The organism is Bacteriovorax sp. BSW11_IV (assembly GCF_000447755.1).
GTDB lineage: Bacteria > Bdellovibrionota > Bacteriovoracia > Bacteriovoracales > Bacteriovoracaceae > BSW11-IV.
The window spans coordinates 19,089-34,276 of the sequence record NZ_AUNE01000011.1; the positions used below are offsets into that span (position 1 = coordinate 19,089).

The window sequence follows — 15,188 nt, forward strand, 5'->3', positions numbered from 1 at the left end:
TCACACACTAAGGCCATAGAGGTGAATATGAAGTGTCGTGATGCTGTAAAACTTCTGTGGCATGAAGAAAAACTTGGAATTTGGCAAAGGGTGAATCTGTCATTTCACTTGCTTATATGCCCTAAGTGCCAATCTTCTCGTGATACTTTGTCGCGTCTTGATGAGTTGATGATCCTTAGACGAAAAGAGCAAACCCAACATACTGAAAGTTTGGAGCAAAACATCATCAATTCAATTCTTTCTAATAAAGTGTCTAAAAAATAGTCACTCTTAGTATGCTCCAGCGGCCAACGGCCCCTGTAGTTTCTTCACACTTATCACTATTGGGCCCCTATTTCTCTTACAATATTCTTACTGGGAGGATACCTAAAATGAAGAAGTTCCTATTTGTACTATTTGCCCTTTCTATGATTATTCCTGCTCTTGGAATTGAAAATTCAAACCATTTTTCTGTTCAAAAAGAGCAGATTGAAAAGGCCGTAGCATCTCTACCTTCATCATTAACCCTAGTGAAAAATTTTGATAGTCAAGATAAAGCCGTTGTTCCATTAGTGGCGGCACTAAATATTATTCACATCTCATTTGTTCAAATTCCGAAACTTATCGGTAAAAAGGCCCTTCAAATGGCCATTCATTTTAAACTTGAAGGCCTACAAAAAATTCTATTGCCTATTGTTCTTTCGAAAGAGGAACTAGCGCGTATAAAAAATCTTCTCGATTCTTCATCAAAGGCCTAATTTCATTTTCTTCTTATTATTTGTGCTTTTACCTTGAAAAATGAATTTACGGGTCTAACATATTCTTATGAGAAGATTATTTGTGGCCCTTGAAATTCCAAGGCCAATCAGTTCAAATTTGATTAATTTAAAAACTCCAATCCCTGGTGCAAGATGGGTAGATGAGAGAAATTTACATCTTACTCTTCAATTTCTTGGTGAGGTTGAAAATGATCGTGTTGACGAACTCATTGATGTTTTGGAAGAAATACAAACAGACTACTTTTCTTTAAGACTTTATGATGTCGGTCATTTTGGCTCTCGCACGGCTCCTCGAGTTCTTTGGGTGAACGTCGAAAAATCATTGGCCCTTCAAGAATTGCAAAGTGAAGTGGAATCTCTTCTAGATAAAAATGGCTTTTCAATCGAAAAAAGAAAATTTGTCCCACATGTGACCATTGCAAGGCTTAAAGAAACTCACTATGAAGATTTGGTCAACTTTACGATGGAAAACTCTTTATTTTCAACTGAGCAATTTGAGATCACTCACTTTCATCTCTACGAATCTAAATTATCTTCAGAAGGTCCGACATATACAAAACTAAGAACCTTTGAACTTTATTAGGGAGTTTCTATGATTATTAAAGAAAGCTTTTTAGTTCACGGCAAAGTTCAGGCCATAATGTTTCGTCAAACATTTGTACGTGGCCTTCTCAGAAGAGGACTTTTAGGGGGAGCTACAAATAATAGAGACAATCACAGTGAAGTGGCCTGTTCCGTTGAAGGTGAAGCAAAATCCATTGAAGAGCTCAAGGGTGCACTACTTGGTTTAGAGAAGTTAAATTCATGGGGCTCAAAGGTAGAAGAGATTATCCCTTGTGATTACTTTCCCTATACTCAACACGAAGTAACAACTGAAAATGTTGATAGTAAAAAATGGACACCAGGAGTCGAATTCTATCTATAGACTCACCGAGTAATCTTCAATATTTTCTGAAGAAATCAATCATTTTTGCCTAATTTGGCCAAGTTCTACTAGGCTTTTTCTATGAACTGGCATAGTTTAGGAGTAACAAATAATTTTTGCGAAGGAATATTTATGACTATTGCTAAAAACAAAGTTGTAGCAATGCACTACAAACTAACAAATGATGGTGGAGAAGTTTTAGATTCTTCTGAAGGAAGAGATCCACTTTATTATCTTCAAGGGCACGGAAATATTATTCCTGGTCTAGAAAAAGAAATGGAAGGAAAAAACGTAGGCGATAAATTTTCTGTATCTATCGAAGCAAAAGATGCTTACGGTGAATACGACGAAGGTCTAGTTCAAAATATTCCACGTGAACAATTCCAACAATTCCCAAATCTTGAACTTGGAATGAAATTCCATATCGATAGCAACTTTGGGCCAATGGTTGTTAAAGTTGATGAAATTACTGATGAGCACGTTACAATTAACGGTAACCACGAACTAGCTGGTGTAAGACTTACATTTGCAGTAGAAGTTGCTGAGATTAGAGAAGCTTCGGAAGAAGAAATTGCTCACGGTCACGTTCATGGTCCGCACGGACACCACCACTAAAAAAAATGGCCAGCTTTGCTGGCCTTTTTTATTTCTCGAATCTTGTCATCTTTGGAATTAGGGCCACGCTCACAAGCACTAGTGCACATCCAATCATTGCCATTGTCGTAAGTTTTTCAGCAAAGAACAGATAACCAAAAATGGCCGCAAAAATGGACTCCATCAAAAAAGCTAGACTTACAATATGTGGAGGCGTTCCTTGCTGAGCATAGACTTGGAAGCTAAAAGCAATAATTGATGAGAATACTGAAAGAACTAAAAATCCAAGCAGAGGAGAAGGAAAAGCAAACGTTGATAATGGCGCGAGTGAAATTGGTCCTTCAAAGGCAAGTCCAACTATAAAACCTAATATACCCATATAAAGACATTGTAATAAATTGAATTCCACAGCGGGAAGATCTTTAGCAAATTTATCAACGGCCAAGATATGCAATGAAAAGAAGAGGGCCGAAAGAAGAGTTAGCCAATCTCCTGCATTAAAATTTGAAAATTCAAAATCGCATAATAAGAAAATCCCTAACATCGCCACAGATAGAAGAATCCAATAACCAATTCTGAAACGTTGTCCGTATAGAAAGAGCGTGAGTATAGGTGTGAAGATTGAATAGAATACAGTGAGAAAACCACTTTTTGCCAGTGTCGTCTGTGCTATGCCCATCGTTTGAAGCTGGAGGGCCAAAAAAAGAAGGGCCGAACAAATAAGAGGACCTTTCTTGTCTTTAATCGTTCCCTTGAGTGCAATATAGGGAATGCAAAGTAGACCTGCAAAAATATAGCGTAGTGAGTTTGACCATAGAGGAGAGTAGGATTCTAAGGTCCAGCGAGTTCCAACGAAACCCAGACCCCAAATTAATGTTGCTGTAATAAGTAGTGCTAAGCGCAAGTTATCGCTCCTCGATGATGTTTAAAAAATAGTTTAAAGTGAAATTATGTTTCCGTAAAGAAGTGGTGTACTCTTTAAGTTAAGCGACGTCAGCTTTCATTTCTTCAGTGCTAGGAATTTTAACGATAACATGGGTAAAAGAATCTTTTTCGGAGTCTACAGAAATCGTACCTTTTTCATGGGCAAGTGCAACTCCCGCAACACACAGACCAAGGCCTTGGTTTTGTTCATAGCATTTGGTGGTAAATAGTGGAGAGAAAATTTGTTTTTTATCTTCTTTACTAATCCCTGAACCATTATCGTAGATATTGATGACAATTTCTCGCTCTCTTTTTCTAAAATTTATTTCAATGTGACCTCTATAATCTTTTTCGTCTTTTAGCATTCGTTGTTCAATTGCATCGAGTGAATTGTCTAAAAGATTATAGAGAATAGTTGTAATGGCCGTTGAATTTGAAATAAAGTGACAATCTTTAGGAATCATCTTTTTTATTGTCGTATGTGAAAAGCGCTCATCAGAGCGCGAGAGGCGAAGTTCATTTAAAACACCCTCAACCAGATGGTGAGCATCTAGAGTCTCATGACCATTAAGTCCCATCTCATTTCTTTTTTCAAGTGCATCGACTATTTTTCTAGCATTTTCAGATTGACGGCGAATATTGTCACAATATTTTTCGATATCTTTTAAAGCATTTTCGTTCTTATTTTGTTTTAGTTCAGCAACGACTTGTTCAATAATCGTTGCCCCATTAAGAATACTGTTTAAGGGTGAGCTCAACTCTTCTGAAATCCCTGAAGAGAAGATTCCAAGTGCTGCGAGACGCTCTTTTTGAGCGAGTTGGTATTGAGCATGTTTAAGTCGTTCTAGGAGATCGACTTGGCGGATATTTTTTTCTCTGAGTTCAATACTTTTAGAGCGAAGTAAAAACTCTGCGCGCATAAGAGATTTTTCCAATTCATCTTTTTCCTGTTGATATTGTTTCGTTCGTTGTGCTCTTAGGTAACTAAACAGACGAAGAAATAAAACAGGAACGGTCATAACAATAAATACATAGGAAACGGCCCAAGCTTCGATATTGATATGTTTTGTTGAAAAAAAAGGCAGACCAATTAATAAGAAAAAACCAAAAGAGCATGCAAAAAGAAATTCATCGCTAAGGATGATATTTGAGAGAATTTCTTTTAATGATTTTTGCGTAAGTTTTGCCATAACCTTATTCTAGAGGTTTTAGAAATTATGAATGGCCTAAAAATAGACTCTCGAATTAAGAATTTAGAGATAGTAAGGATTTAGCATTCAAATAGTGATTGGAACTTTTGCTTAAGAGTCACATCATCAAGATTTTCATCTTTTTTAAGCAATAAAAGAATTGTGGCATAGTATTCTTTTTCACTCTCATTAGTAGAACTTAAGAAAAATTCACTATAGGCCGGGTTCTCAATGATTTCTTGGATTTCATTTTGGCCAAAAAGAAATTTCATTTGAGCGAGCTGGTCTTTATAAGGGGATGAATAAGGGGATGATCCAAGTGCGAAGTGTCTTTGAATCTTTATAAAGCAGCTTCCTCTGTCTATACTAGCTGGCATTCTTTGTGATTGGTTAGCACAAGCTGTGAGAAAGAGAATTGAAAGAGTTAGATAAAGCAATTTCATGAGTTTCTTATCGCAAAAAGTAAAAGGAAACCTAAGAATTTTTCTCTTTTAAGACGATAATCTTCGATGAATGTATTGAAAATAGTTGCCTTATTTACTCTTGTTTTATTCTCTTTTTCGGGACTCGCTTCTCCTGAATGGAATGATCATCTACGAAAAGTTGAAGATGTCTCCCTTGCAATGGAAATTAACTCTAGTCTTTATCAAAGTACTCAAAAATTTCTTAATGAAATCAATTTAGAGCTTGATTCAACGGTGGAGAATGATGTTCTCAAAGTAGAGGCCATGTTATTAGAACAGGCCGAAATTATTATTGAGAAGAGTGCTTTATTAAAAGAAGAGAGACTTAAAGCAAAAAAGGCGCTGGCCAATGTTAAGTGGCGTGCTTTATCTCAGTGGTTTATTGAACGCCTAAAAAGCGTAAGAAGCTTTATTCGTCAAAAAGGTATCTTCTATGTGGGATATGCTTTATCGACTAATATTTTACAATTTACTATTCCAAGTGCGCTTCTTTATGCAGATCAACCACTGATGGCCTTTGTCGTTTTTCATATTGTGGGTGATATTCCTGTTTATCTTTATTACAAGGCCGTCTCGACTTTTTTTCATCGCGAGAAAATGAGTAAAATGATTGGTAAAGAATTTAGTTATCGAGAAATTCGATTACAAGAAAGAGAATTAAAGAAGTTACTCGCAGTGAATAAGGTTCAAGATTGGATATATACTCCAAGCTCTTTTGGCGAGAATTCAGTTCGTATCAAAAAATCTGGATTTTTTAGTAAAGTGAAACAGCGAATTGGTTTAAATACAAAAGAGGTGAGTCTTCATAATTTGACAAAATTTTTTAGCAATGATCTCCTTGAAAAATATCCTGATATCCAACTTCTATTTGAAAGTGACTTTATTGATGAGCAGATGAAGACACTACTCATTAGCGTAAAAGCTCTTAAAGATTTTGATAGTACTGACTTGATAAGTTTTAAAGAAAAATTCAGTGATAGCTTTTTTGAAAACAGAGCTAGATTTAAGGCCTTTCCTATTAAAGAATGGATTGATGACTGTTTTATGGCCAAAGATTTTTCAGAGTTTCGATTTAAACTTTTAAATCCACCTAAGCAAGTGAAGTATGTAAGACAATATAACGAATTGTGGAAGGAAGTTATCCTTCCTCGTGTGTCTGAGAATTTTTCGCTATTAACATTCAATGAATACCGCTCACTCGTTTTACATTACGATCATTTTTATGCATCACAAATTAGAAGAGGATCGCTTCTTGTTGATGATGCTTATATGAATCTCATGAGCGAATACTTTGATCTATCAATTGAGAATATGACGACAAGTTGTGCTGAAAAATTTGATCAAAAGATTGGAAATTTAGTCGATCGAGTTATGAAAAAAATGAAAAACTAGCATGGTCAAAAGACCATGCTGTTGAATCTTTTAGTAATGCCAAGGGAATTTAGAGAAGTCTTGATCACGTTTTTCTAGGAACGCATCGCGACCTTCTTGTGCCTCTGTTGTCCCATAAGCTAGACGAGTGGCCTCTCCTGCAAAAAGTTGTTGTCCAACTAAACCATCGTCACATAGATTGAAACCAAACTTAAGCATTCTCATAGCAGTAGGAGATTTGCTGTTCATTTCTTTGGCCCAACGAAGTGCTTCTTCTTCAAGCTCTGCGTGAGCAACAACTTTGTTGACCATGCCCATTTCAAATGCTTCTTGAGCAGAGTAATTAAATCCTAAGAAGAAAATTTCACGAGCACGTTTTTGTCCTACCATGCGAGCAAGGTAAGCAGAACCATAACCAGAGTCAAAACTTGCTACATCTGGATCTGTTTGTTTGAAAATAGCGTGTTCTTTAGAAGCAAGAGTTAAATCGCAAACAACGTGAAGTGAGTGACCACCACCAACGGCCCAACCAGGAACCACGGCCATCACAATTTTTGGCATGAAGCGGATCAGTCTTTGAACTTCTAAAATGTGTAAGCGACCTAGTTTGGCAAGGTCAGGAGTGCCTTGATCTGCACCTTCATATTTGTATCCATCTTTTCCACGAATTCTTTGATCTCCACCTGCGCAAAATGCCCAACCAGCATCCTTTGGAGAAGGACCGTTTCCTGTTAAAAGTACAACACCAACATCTGAAGTGATGCGCGCATGTTCAAGTGCTGTAAAGAGTTCATCAACAGTTTTTGGTCTAAAAGCATTTCTGCATTCAGGTCTATTAAAAGCAATACGTACAGTGCCTTGGTCTTTGGCCCTGTGATATGTGATATCTTCAAAATTAAATCCTGGAATTTCTGTCCAAAGATCAGGATTAAAGATTTCTGAAACTTTTGTCGTCATAGATACTCCTCATTTGGTGAACGGGTGGTAAAGTATCATCTATGAATATTAATGAAAAGCTTCACCAACTTCTAAAGGACAACAATATAGGTTATGAGCTTATGACCCATGATCGCGCGCTCACTTGTGAACAATCGGCCATGGCCCGGGGTCTCGATCAAAAATTTGGGGGCAAGACTCTTTTATTTAAAGACAAAAATGATTTTAGGCTCTTTGTGATCAGCGCTTCGCAGCAAGTCGATTCTGCTAAAGTCCGCTCACTTCTTAAAAGTCAGAAGCTGCGCTTTGCCACAAGCGATGAGCTTGGAGAGCTTTGTGGTGTAGAGAAGGGGGCCCTCGTTCCATTTGGTGGCGGTGTGATCTATCCCTATGATCTCTATTTAGATGAATCAATATTGGCCAATGAGCTCATCGCCTTTAATAGCGGTATACTTACGGAGTCTATCATTATGAGAACAGTGGACTATTTAAGACTTGTTAAACCGATCGTTTGTAACTTCTCGAAATAAGAGAATTGAGAATAAAAATTGCCAGATTTCAGAAAGATTTTTTGACAATATTTTTAATTGGACTCGATTCTAACTTCTTAATAATTCTCAATTACATATATTTTTTAAAATTTCCTCCCAGCTGGCCACCGATTCAGGTTCATAATGGCATTTATCCGAAAACGAAGAAGGGGGCTCCATGGAGTTGAGATTATTAAAAGATGCTATTGTTGACCATTACCGCGATGAAATCCATTCGCTCTATTCGCGCTCGTGTCATTATGGCCTTTTTAATGCTGGTGAGTTTGATAGCGGAGTAACGGAAATTTGGACGTCTGCGAAAGGCCACGGTCTTTCTCGTGAGTTTTTTAACTCGCTAGTTGAGTATGAGATTAATTCACACTATATCGAGGATAATATCGCCTTTTTAAATGCCGCTTAATCAAAGCGGCCAACTTCTCTCGTCAGAGGGCATATTTTGTGGTAAATCGCTAATATGCCTATTTTAGAAGTTAAAAAGTTAACAAAAACTTTTGATGAAAAATCACTTACAACAGTCAATGAAGTATCCTTTCACTTAAATAAAGGTGAAAGGTTCTCTGTTATCGGTCCTTCCGGTACGGGAAAAAGTACGTTAGTGAAAATGATTGCAGGACTTATTAGTCCAAAGAGCGGTGAAGTTTTTCTCGATGGCAAGTTGCTTTTAAATGAGAATTTCTATGACGAAAGCCTTGCTAAGAAAATGGCCTATGTTCCTCAAGAACTCTCTCTTGATGAGGACAAAACAATTTTTGATAATATTAAAACTAAAGTGGCCCATGAAAGTGAAGATAGTATTCACGTAAAAGTTCGCGATATGATCGAAGTCTTTGGCCTTCAATACAAAGACTTTAAAAAACCAAGTGAACTTTCTACGGGGCAAAAACAGCGTGCTCACATGGCCTGTGCTCTTGTGAATCACCCAGAAATTTTAGTTCTCGATGAACCATTTTCAAATCTTGATAAAAGCCTAAGAGAAGAATTGAAAGCAGAGCTTTTTGAAATTTGTGAAGAAAGAGAAATTACTCTGCTCATGGTGACCCATGATTTAGAAGATGCCTTTAGTGAATCTGATCGCATTATGGTTCTTGCCGATGGTGTAGTAAAACAAATTGCACCACCACAGAACATTTATAGAAGACCTGCAAATAGTTATGTGGCCCGCTTTACTGGGGCCGTAAATCTAATTGCAGGTCCCATCACAAGATCATCAGGCATATTAAGTACTAAAAATGCATTTGGTGAATTTTCATTTAATGAAAAAGATTATCCCCATATTACAGGAAAGTTTGCTTACCTTGTCGTAAGGCCCCATATGTGTGACGTTAAAAATGAGGGGAAATTCTCTGGTATCATCCGCCGTAAAAAATTCTACGGTGCCTATTTTGATCTTTGGCTTGATTGTTTAGATCAAAAACGATTCATTGTTCGCGTCCCGGCCCACTCTAAACTTAAGGAAGGCCAAAAAATTCACTTCGATTTACATGTTGAAGAGCTATTTTTGTTATCAATTTAGCAAATTGCCTGATTCCTATCATATTCTTGTTTATTAACCTTTGATATTCTGATTTTGGGATAGGTCATCTGGTTGCACATTAGATTTATCCTTTTTTGGCCTGGATGGTTTTAATCCCTATTTTTTCCATCCAGGCTTTTTTATGCAGTCATCTCACCGCTACGATAAAATAACACAGACGACAGAATTGTTCTTTTGAGTTCACTTTGAATTTTGTGATGATCGACTTTATAGGCACCTTTATCTACGAGAGAGAATATCCAATTTTTATTTTCTTTTGAGGCGGGAAGGTTATCGATCAGAATGACAGGGTAGTTGGGAATGAGCTTTTTTAAAAGATCGTCTTCTAAAAATTCCTTATCTTCCAAGATGACAACGATTGCGTCTGTATTAAATCCCTCTTCATACTCTCGAAATTGACGTTCATTCCAAGCCAGGGCCACCTCCCAATTGTTTTGGGAGAGAAGAAATCCAATGTCTGTGGCCTCTCTGTCATTGTTGGTAAAGACGATGACATTTAGTTTGTGGTTCGTCATAGAGGCAATTATAGGGCCTATCTCTTAATGAATTGTGGGCCTAACATGCCATGGTTGTAATTTTAGTGCATTAGTCCTTTTTTCTAAAAGGCCCAGTCGCTAAATTTTTGATTTCTTGATATTATTTGCCAATAAAAGTTATCAATAATTGTGGTGGACCAATTGGACTACAGATTTTCTGAAAATACACCTTTCGATTTCACTTCCATCTCTTCACTTTTTCAAAGTGAAAAAGAATTCCGTTTGGCATGGCCTTCAGGAAAATGGCCTCTTTGTTCAGAGCAATGGCAAGAGTGGATGAATGAAAATTCTCAAACTCAATCTCTATGTTTATTGATGTTCAACGACAAAAATGAAGTCATCGGTCATAGTGCTCTTAAGCGCTACAAGGCCCCACCGCATTTATGTTATCTATGCTTTGTCTATCTATTGCCTGAGTATAGAGGCACAGGAGCGTCAACACGGCTTGTTGATCAAGTAATTGCGCTTGGCCATAAAAAATGGAATCTCCAAGAAATTCATCTGCTTGTGGAACCAGAAAACAGTCGAGCTTTTTCTTTCTACACCCGATACGGTTTTAGAGGCCTTAGTGCTAAGATGGGTGACAAGATGCGCATGAGAAAAAATATCAATTTATGACTGCGTAGCACTTGACCTTTGAGGAAACGAACTTATCTTGTGTGAGAATCGTGAAGGAGGACGTTATGGCAAAAGCTGCTAGAATTGGAAAGGCCTTTGTTGCAAAAGAAGGTTACGTTATTAATCTTCCTCGCATCGTACGTACTAGAGTAACAAAGACTGTTGCTGTTAGTAAGGTTGTTGAGAATGTTGAGGATAAAAAAGAAAAAGTAAAAGAAGAATCTAAAAAATAAACGCTCCTACAGGGAGCGTTTTTTTTCGTCTAATTCAAAAGCAAAGGCCTTATCTGTGATTGGGTCTGTGATTGTCAGCTTGTGAGCAATCAATTTTAATCCCTCTTCATTTTTATTCTTATTTCCGTAATCAGGATCTCCCATAACTGGGTGACCGATTAAATCAAAGTGACGACGAATTTGGTGAAAGCGTCCAGTTTGTAGGGCCGCTTCGATGATCGTTGTTTTGTCTCTATTTTCAACGACAGTGAAATGAGTTTCACTATCTTTGTCATCAAGCTTTTTCTTAATGATTTGGACTTCTTTTGTATCTTCAATCTCTCCCAAAACTTCAGCAAGATACATTTTTTTAATTTTGTCTGTATGCCAAATTTGTTGGAAGTCACTTGCAGTTTTTGAAGAGTAGGCGACAAGAATAAGTCCGGCCGTTTCTTTATCAAGGCGGTGAACAAGAAAGACTTTCTTTCCAAGTTTTTCTAGTGCGCGCTCAAGTGAACAAGCGTCACCATATTTCGTACCTTGAGTAAGTAGATTTGCTGGCTTATACCAAACACCCCAATGGCGGTTTTCATAAATGAGTTCTGGATTTAGTTCTTCAAATTTCTCAAGTTTAGCATCGTAGTAAAATTTAACGTGAGAGCCAGGTAAAAGCTCGAAGCTTGCGCGACGAGTTCTTTCAATTTTCTTCTTACCTTTTTTCTGCACCCATACGGCCCCATTGTTGAGGTAGCGCTTAAGGCTTTGCTTTGATAGGCCAGTATCTTTGGCCAAAAGTTCGATTAGCGTAGTTTTCTCTGTTACATCGTAACTATAGATTTTTTTGTTTTTCATAAACACCTTTAATTTCGGGCAAAGTAACACGACTTGGGATTCGTGGCAATGACAAGGCATGGACATTAAAAGAAACTCATGCCATATCTACAGAGTATAACGTCTTTTTCGGGAAACAAAATATGTTGGAAACTTACTTTTGGCCAATTCTTATCGCCCTTACTGTGATTATCGTTGTTCTGTCTTTTATTGCAGGTCGTTTGTGGCGTGAGCTTTCACACAGAAAGGCCCTACAGCTGAAAAGTGATTTAGAAGGAGCACAAAAAGAAAAAGAGAGAAAAGAGTTTGTAGAAGAGAGCCTTCGAATAATTTCAAAAGCTATTGTAGAAGGTCAATGTGATCTGTCAGAGGGCTGTATTCGTATTCGTATGCTTATAGATAGAACAGATCGAATCAATCATAAGCATGAAGACTACCAAGTCTTCTTTGATATGTATGAAGAAATTAAGCATTTCAAAACTCATGAAGCGAGAAAAGAGTTATCTAAGCAAGAGCTTTATAATGAGGACAAAGAAAGATACATGATTGAAGAGCGCTATAGAGATTCGTTTTTAGAAGCAAGTCGACGTTTGTTGAGCTTTGTCGAGTCTTTGAGAGTCTGATGACCAAGTAGTGGGATATTTTGTTTTATTTTCGTAAGGGTAACGTGGATTTTTTCTTGTGAGTACTTCCTTAAGTTACCCATCATCGCATCTGCACTCCAAAAAAAGACATTTATCAGATTCAAAGTGGCAAGCGTATTAAATTCTTTTTCCAGCTTGAAATCTACAGGTTTGTAGCCTTCTTTTTTTACAGTAACACTTTCATTACTATTTCTTTCAAAGTTGTACTGCAGGGGAGTTTGACCGATGTAGGTATCACCTAGATACACTTGTGCGTCTAGCGGGTAAGAAGTAAGTTCGATTTTGTCCTTACTTCCCCCAATCATAGTGGCGCAGCCAGTGAATAGGGAACAAAAGCTCGCCAGAGTGATGGTCTTCTTAACTTTTGTTTTTATGATCTTTTTTAATACCATTGTGAAATTGTATGATTTTTGCTTATCTTCTGTAAATAGGTATAATAAAATCTTAACAATTGCTAAGTTCCCAAAAATTAAGGGAAATCAATGAATTATTACGTCCACGCACTCGATCCCATGGCCTTTAGAATAGGAAATCTCGTCTTTCCCTGGTACTGGCTTGTCTATTTTGGGGGCTACTTCTGGCTACTTTTTGGTATGGAGTTTTTGTTTAAAAGAGGAAAACTTCCCTTCAAAAGTGCCATAGACCTTTATAATTTTTTATTGATTGGCTTCTTGCTTCTCATTGTCGGAGGCCGACTTGGTTACGTTTTTATTTACAACTTCTCATACTATTTAAAAGACCCTGTCCGAGTTTTTTATTTATGGGAAGGGGGGATGAGTTTTCACGGCGCTTTAATCGCCACAGGTTTATGGACTCTCTACTTTTCATACAAAAAGAAAATTTCATTTTTTAGCATATCAGATGCTCTCTCACTATTTATTCCACCTGTGCTTGCTTGTGGGAGAGTGGCGAATTTTATTAATGGTGAGCTCGCAGGAAGAGTGACCGATGTTTCATGGGCCGTGATTTTTCCACGCCTCTATGACAATCAACCTCGTCATCCTTCACAGCTCTATGAAGCGATCTTAGAAGGTATCTTTTTGTGGATTGCGATTGCGCTTGTATTTAAATTTGCCAATAAAAAAGCAAGACTTACCGGCGTCTTTGTTTTTGGCTATGGCCTTAGCCGATTTATAGTGGAATTTTTTAGAGAGCCCGATAGGCAGCTGGGATTTATCATAGGGGAGCTAACCATGGGTCAGCTCCTGTGTATTGTCATGATGCTCGCAGGGGCAAGTATCTTTTATCTTAGTCAAAAAGAAAGCGAATAGACTTATCATCAAGATCTTTTAGATCAGATAACAATGCTCTTTCATCCATAATTTGCTCAACTTTTTGACGGTATTGCTCACGAATAGGTTGAGGAATTCCTTCATAATTGTTGAATTCAAAATTCTCAGGATCTTGTTTGTCCACAAGTTCTGTATGGTATGGACCCTCTTTCATAAGTGGGTTTAGGACATTGTTAAAGATACAAAATGGTAATCTATTTGTCGCAACGATCACACACTCTTGAAGATCATCAAGATCTGTTTGAGTGGCATCGCCAATTTTTCGTTGTGAGAGAATGAAAAGCTCTTTAATTTCTTTTTCTCTGGCCGCAATAATCTTATAGGCGTCTCTCAACTTTTTGATGCCTAAATAGTCTTCAATATACGCTGAACGAACAGGTTCAGGAATTTTCTTCATAATCGGATCTTCAGGATCGAATGGATTGAAATTTCTATTTTTAGTCGCAAGCGTAACTAGGTCAGGGTATTCTTGCTTGTAGTATTTCCACAAACAATCAAAGTATGCAGAATCATTTTTTACATCTGCTTTAACACACTCAATTTTATCGCCATACCACCACTTAAGGGCCTCTTCCCACATCTCGGCCAATTTATCATCGAGATTGAAAATTGTTACAACCCCACCAACAGAGAGCCCTGCAGTTGTCGTAAAGTATCCTGCACGAGCATATTTTCTATAACCTTCACTTGTAAAACGAGCACGTGAAAGATCTTTTGTTGAGAGATAGTTTTTAATCTTCTCACTCTTATCAAGAAATTTTTGGTAGTACTTACTGCTTTTTGAAGAATACTTAAATTCAGACATAAACTTCTTGTAGCTGATTCTATTTTCGGCCCAATGTGAAGGTCTATACTCTTCTTTTGCAAGAGTGAATGAAAGTTCTTTGTAGAGATCTGTAATAACTTTTTTATTTTCTTCAGAGATTGATGCAAATTCATCTCTGTTATTTAAGTTGTTATAAGCAAATTCTAATTCTCTATGTAAGATCGTCAGACGGTCTCTAAGGTACGCCTGTTTAAGAACCCTTGTTCTAAGCATTCCTTCATCAATGTGACCGATTGAAATTCTAGCAAGTCCACCTGAATCTTTGTTTGGAGATGATCTCCATCCACCATCAAATGTATTAAGTTTTGATTGTAAATCTCCAATCAAGGCCTCTAGGTTATGATCATCTTGTCTGATTGTGATAATAGTCTCTTCCCACTTTCCGTTTTTCCAAAGAGAGAATTGAATACGATCAAAATCAGGATTCGATTTTTTATAGGTCTTTAAAATATTTAAGTTGTAGGCCAATGAGACGCGCATTTTAAGCATCTCATCTAAATCAGCTTCGTAATTTTTAAATTCTTTTAACCAAGTTGTAACGATTTTCGACGAATCTTCAAAACCACCCATGGCCTTCTCATCACCAACAAGACCTTTGATATAAATCAAAATATTGGGAAGGGTTTCTTCATCATCGTACATATAGAAGGCATGATAGCGATTATCATTGATAATTTTTTTGAAAATATGTGAACCATAATCAAGCATACGGGCAAACATATGCTTACCAGGTGCCTTAATCGTTAGACGCTTTGTTTTTCTTTGAACAAGCTTTTTTTCTTCAAGGGCCTTGGCCAATTTATTAGCGTAGTCATCTTCTAAGAAGCGTCCAACTGTATCAAAGCAACCACCAATATATGGTTTTTCACTTTTAACTGATGAAGGAGTTCTATCGCTGGTTTTATGGATACCAGTTGATGAACAGGCCGATAATAAAAATAAAGATGTAAGTGTTAGTGATTTAACTATTTTCATAGGAAAC

The 15,188-nt window shown here is 37.2% G+C and carries 21 protein-coding genes; 13 read left to right on the forward strand and 8 right to left on the reverse strand.

The window, feature by feature from the left end; genetic code table 11:
- Positions 1-27 precede the first annotated feature (27 nt).
- The 5 genes from M899_RS04295 (at position 28) to slyD (ending at position 2,298) form a co-directional block, all read left to right on the forward strand.
- Complete coding sequence (locus M899_RS04295; RefSeq protein ID WP_021270298.1) at positions 28-264, forward strand: hypothetical protein; 237 nt, start codon at positions 28-30, stop codon at positions 262-264.
- Positions 265-371: 107 nt separating this feature from the next.
- The gene (locus M899_RS04300; RefSeq protein ID WP_021270239.1) at positions 372-737 is read left to right on the forward strand and encodes a hypothetical protein; all 366 of its coding nucleotides are present in this window, start codon (positions 372-374) and stop codon (positions 735-737) included.
- 67 nt (positions 738-804) lie between these two features.
- Positions 805-1,341, forward strand: a complete 537-nt coding sequence (gene thpR, locus M899_RS04305; protein ID WP_021270165.1) for an RNA 2',3'-cyclic phosphodiesterase — start codon at positions 805-807, stop codon at positions 1,339-1,341.
- 9 nt (positions 1,342-1,350) lie between these two features.
- Complete coding sequence (locus tag M899_RS04310) at positions 1,351-1,683, forward strand: acylphosphatase (RefSeq protein ID WP_021270252.1); 333 nt, start codon at positions 1,351-1,353, stop codon at positions 1,681-1,683.
- Positions 1,684-1,815: 132 nt separating this feature from the next.
- On the forward strand, positions 1,816-2,298 hold the full coding sequence (slyD, locus tag M899_RS04315; RefSeq protein ID WP_021270297.1) for a peptidylprolyl isomerase: 483 nt from the start codon (positions 1,816-1,818) through the stop codon (positions 2,296-2,298).
- A gap of 28 nt (positions 2,299-2,326) precedes the next feature.
- On the opposite strand, the gene M899_RS04320 is transcribed toward slyD, so the two are convergent.
- From M899_RS04320 to M899_RS04330, 3 genes are all read right to left on the reverse strand, one after another.
- On the reverse strand, positions 2,327-3,181 hold the full coding sequence (locus M899_RS04320) for a DMT family transporter (RefSeq protein ID WP_021270308.1): 855 nt from the start codon (positions 3,179-3,181) through the stop codon (positions 2,327-2,329).
- A 79-nt stretch (positions 3,182-3,260) separates the two neighbouring features.
- Complete coding sequence (locus tag M899_RS04325) at positions 3,261-4,391, reverse strand: sensor histidine kinase (RefSeq protein ID WP_021270167.1); 1,131 nt, start codon at positions 4,389-4,391, stop codon at positions 3,261-3,263.
- Between the two features lie 80 nt (positions 4,392-4,471).
- Positions 4,472-4,834 carry a hypothetical protein gene (locus M899_RS04330; protein ID WP_021270183.1) on the reverse strand — a complete coding sequence of 121 codons (363 nt, stop codon included), beginning with the start codon at positions 4,832-4,834 and terminating at the stop codon, positions 4,472-4,474.
- 66 nt (positions 4,835-4,900) lie between these two features.
- Here M899_RS04330 and M899_RS04335 point away from each other — a divergent pair, with 66 nt between their 5' ends.
- On the forward strand, positions 4,901-6,247 hold the full coding sequence (locus M899_RS04335) for a hypothetical protein (protein WP_021270258.1): 1,347 nt from the start codon (positions 4,901-4,903) through the stop codon (positions 6,245-6,247).
- A gap of 30 nt (positions 6,248-6,277) precedes the next feature.
- On the opposite strand, the gene M899_RS04340 is transcribed toward M899_RS04335, so the two are convergent.
- Positions 6,278-7,183, reverse strand: a complete 906-nt coding sequence (locus M899_RS04340) for a 1,4-dihydroxy-2-naphthoyl-CoA synthase (protein ID WP_021270266.1) — start codon at positions 7,181-7,183, stop codon at positions 6,278-6,280.
- A gap of 41 nt (positions 7,184-7,224) precedes the next feature.
- Here M899_RS04340 and M899_RS17485 point away from each other — a divergent pair, with 41 nt between their 5' ends.
- The 3 genes from M899_RS17485 to M899_RS04355 all read left to right on the forward strand — a co-directional run bounded on the left by M899_RS17485 (position 7,225) and on the right by M899_RS04355 (position 9,226).
- Positions 7,225-7,692, forward strand: coding sequence for a YbaK/EbsC family protein (locus tag M899_RS17485; RefSeq protein ID WP_021270199.1), 468 nt, complete (start codon positions 7,225-7,227; stop codon positions 7,690-7,692).
- A 178-nt stretch (positions 7,693-7,870) separates the two neighbouring features.
- Positions 7,871-8,113, forward strand: coding sequence for a hypothetical protein (locus M899_RS04350; RefSeq protein WP_021270310.1), 243 nt, complete (start codon positions 7,871-7,873; stop codon positions 8,111-8,113).
- 54 nt (positions 8,114-8,167) lie between these two features.
- A complete protein-coding gene (locus M899_RS04355; RefSeq protein WP_021270231.1) occupies positions 8,168-9,226 on the forward strand; it encodes an ABC transporter ATP-binding protein in 1,059 nt (352 codons plus the stop codon).
- Positions 9,227-9,366: 140 nt separating this feature from the next.
- Here the strand turns inward: M899_RS04355 and M899_RS04360 are convergent, their stop codons facing one another.
- Positions 9,367-9,762 (reverse strand): hypothetical protein, encoded by a 396-nt coding sequence (locus tag M899_RS04360; RefSeq protein ID WP_034727841.1) that lies wholly within the window; start codon positions 9,760-9,762, stop codon positions 9,367-9,369.
- Between the two features lie 162 nt (positions 9,763-9,924).
- Here M899_RS04360 and M899_RS04365 point away from each other — a divergent pair, with 162 nt between their 5' ends.
- Both M899_RS04365 and M899_RS18330 read left to right on the forward strand, forming a co-directional pair.
- Complete coding sequence (locus tag M899_RS04365; RefSeq protein WP_021270284.1) at positions 9,925-10,401, forward strand: GNAT family N-acetyltransferase; 477 nt, start codon at positions 9,925-9,927, stop codon at positions 10,399-10,401.
- A 65-nt stretch (positions 10,402-10,466) separates the two neighbouring features.
- Positions 10,467-10,634, forward strand: coding sequence for a hypothetical protein (locus M899_RS18330; RefSeq protein WP_021270263.1), 168 nt, complete (start codon positions 10,467-10,469; stop codon positions 10,632-10,634).
- Between the two features lie 6 nt (positions 10,635-10,640).
- Here the strand turns inward: M899_RS18330 and M899_RS04370 are convergent, their stop codons facing one another.
- Positions 10,641-11,465: an RluA family pseudouridine synthase gene (locus tag M899_RS04370; RefSeq protein WP_021270184.1), complete on the reverse strand. Its 825-nt coding sequence runs from the start codon at positions 11,463-11,465 to the stop codon at positions 10,641-10,643.
- A gap of 122 nt (positions 11,466-11,587) precedes the next feature.
- Between M899_RS04370 and M899_RS17490 the strand changes: the two genes are divergently transcribed.
- Positions 11,588-12,067: a DUF2489 domain-containing protein gene (locus M899_RS17490; protein ID WP_021270306.1), complete on the forward strand. Its 480-nt coding sequence runs from the start codon at positions 11,588-11,590 to the stop codon at positions 12,065-12,067.
- On the opposite strand, the gene M899_RS18190 is transcribed toward M899_RS17490, so the two are convergent.
- Positions 12,001-12,480, reverse strand: coding sequence for a PEGA domain-containing protein (locus M899_RS18190; RefSeq protein WP_081653722.1), 480 nt, complete (start codon positions 12,478-12,480; stop codon positions 12,001-12,003). The two genes, M899_RS17490 and M899_RS18190, sit on opposite strands and share 67 nt — an antisense overlap.
- Before the next feature lie 90 nt (positions 12,481-12,570).
- On the opposite strand from M899_RS18190, the gene lgt reads away from it, so the two are divergent.
- Positions 12,571-13,359, forward strand: a complete 789-nt coding sequence (gene lgt, locus M899_RS04380) for a prolipoprotein diacylglyceryl transferase (protein WP_021270182.1) — start codon at positions 12,571-12,573, stop codon at positions 13,357-13,359.
- Here the strand turns inward: lgt and M899_RS04385 are convergent.
- A complete protein-coding gene (locus M899_RS04385; protein WP_021270248.1) occupies positions 13,337-15,181 on the reverse strand; it encodes a hypothetical protein in 1,845 nt (614 codons plus the stop codon). The genes lgt and M899_RS04385 overlap by 23 nt on opposite strands.
- Between the last annotated feature and the right edge of the window lie 7 nt (positions 15,182-15,188).

Excerpts from the sequence above, each read along its gene's own strand:
- M899_RS04295 (WP_021270298.1), top strand. The coding sequence starts at position 28 with ATGAAGTGTCGTGATGCTGTAAAACTTCTGTGGCATGAAGAAAAACTT.
- M899_RS04385 (WP_021270248.1), bottom strand. The coding sequence starts at position 15,181 with ATGAAAATAGTTAAATCACTAACACTTACATCTTTATTTTTATTATCG.
- M899_RS04325 (WP_021270167.1), bottom strand. The coding sequence starts at position 4,391 with ATGGCAAAACTTACGCAAAAATCATTAAAAGAAATTCTCTCAAATATC.
- M899_RS04300 (WP_021270239.1), top strand. The coding sequence starts at position 372 with ATGAAGAAGTTCCTATTTGTACTATTTGCCCTTTCTATGATTATTCCT.
- M899_RS04355 (WP_021270231.1), top strand. The coding sequence starts at position 8,168 with ATGCCTATTTTAGAAGTTAAAAAGTTAACAAAAACTTTTGATGAAAAA.
- M899_RS04310 (WP_021270252.1), top strand. The coding sequence starts at position 1,351 with ATGATTATTAAAGAAAGCTTTTTAGTTCACGGCAAAGTTCAGGCCATA.
- M899_RS04330 (WP_021270183.1), bottom strand. The coding sequence starts at position 4,834 with ATGAAATTGCTTTATCTAACTCTTTCAATTCTCTTTCTCACAGCTTGT.
- M899_RS04335 (WP_021270258.1), top strand. The coding sequence starts at position 4,901 with ATGAATGTATTGAAAATAGTTGCCTTATTTACTCTTGTTTTATTCTCT.
- M899_RS04340 (WP_021270266.1), bottom strand. The coding sequence starts at position 7,183 with ATGACGACAAAAGTTTCAGAAATCTTTAATCCTGATCTTTGGACAGAA.
- M899_RS04370 (WP_021270184.1), bottom strand. The coding sequence starts at position 11,465 with ATGAAAAACAAAAAAATCTATAGTTACGATGTAACAGAGAAAACTACG.
- lgt (WP_021270182.1), top strand. The coding sequence starts at position 12,571 with ATGAATTATTACGTCCACGCACTCGATCCCATGGCCTTTAGAATAGGA.
- thpR (WP_021270165.1), top strand. The coding sequence starts at position 805 with ATGAGAAGATTATTTGTGGCCCTTGAAATTCCAAGGCCAATCAGTTCA.
- M899_RS17485 (WP_021270199.1), top strand. The coding sequence starts at position 7,225 with ATGAATATTAATGAAAAGCTTCACCAACTTCTAAAGGACAACAATATA.
- M899_RS04360 (WP_034727841.1), bottom strand. The coding sequence starts at position 9,762 with ATGACGAACCACAAACTAAATGTCATCGTCTTTACCAACAATGACAGA.
- M899_RS04350 (WP_021270310.1), top strand. The coding sequence starts at position 7,871 with ATGGAGTTGAGATTATTAAAAGATGCTATTGTTGACCATTACCGCGAT.
- M899_RS18190 (WP_081653722.1), bottom strand. The coding sequence starts at position 12,480 with ATGGTATTAAAAAAGATCATAAAAACAAAAGTTAAGAAGACCATCACT.
- M899_RS17490 (WP_021270306.1), top strand. The coding sequence starts at position 11,588 with ATGTTGGAAACTTACTTTTGGCCAATTCTTATCGCCCTTACTGTGATT.
- M899_RS18330 (WP_021270263.1), top strand. The coding sequence starts at position 10,467 with ATGGCAAAAGCTGCTAGAATTGGAAAGGCCTTTGTTGCAAAAGAAGGT.
- slyD (WP_021270297.1), top strand. The coding sequence starts at position 1,816 with ATGACTATTGCTAAAAACAAAGTTGTAGCAATGCACTACAAACTAACA.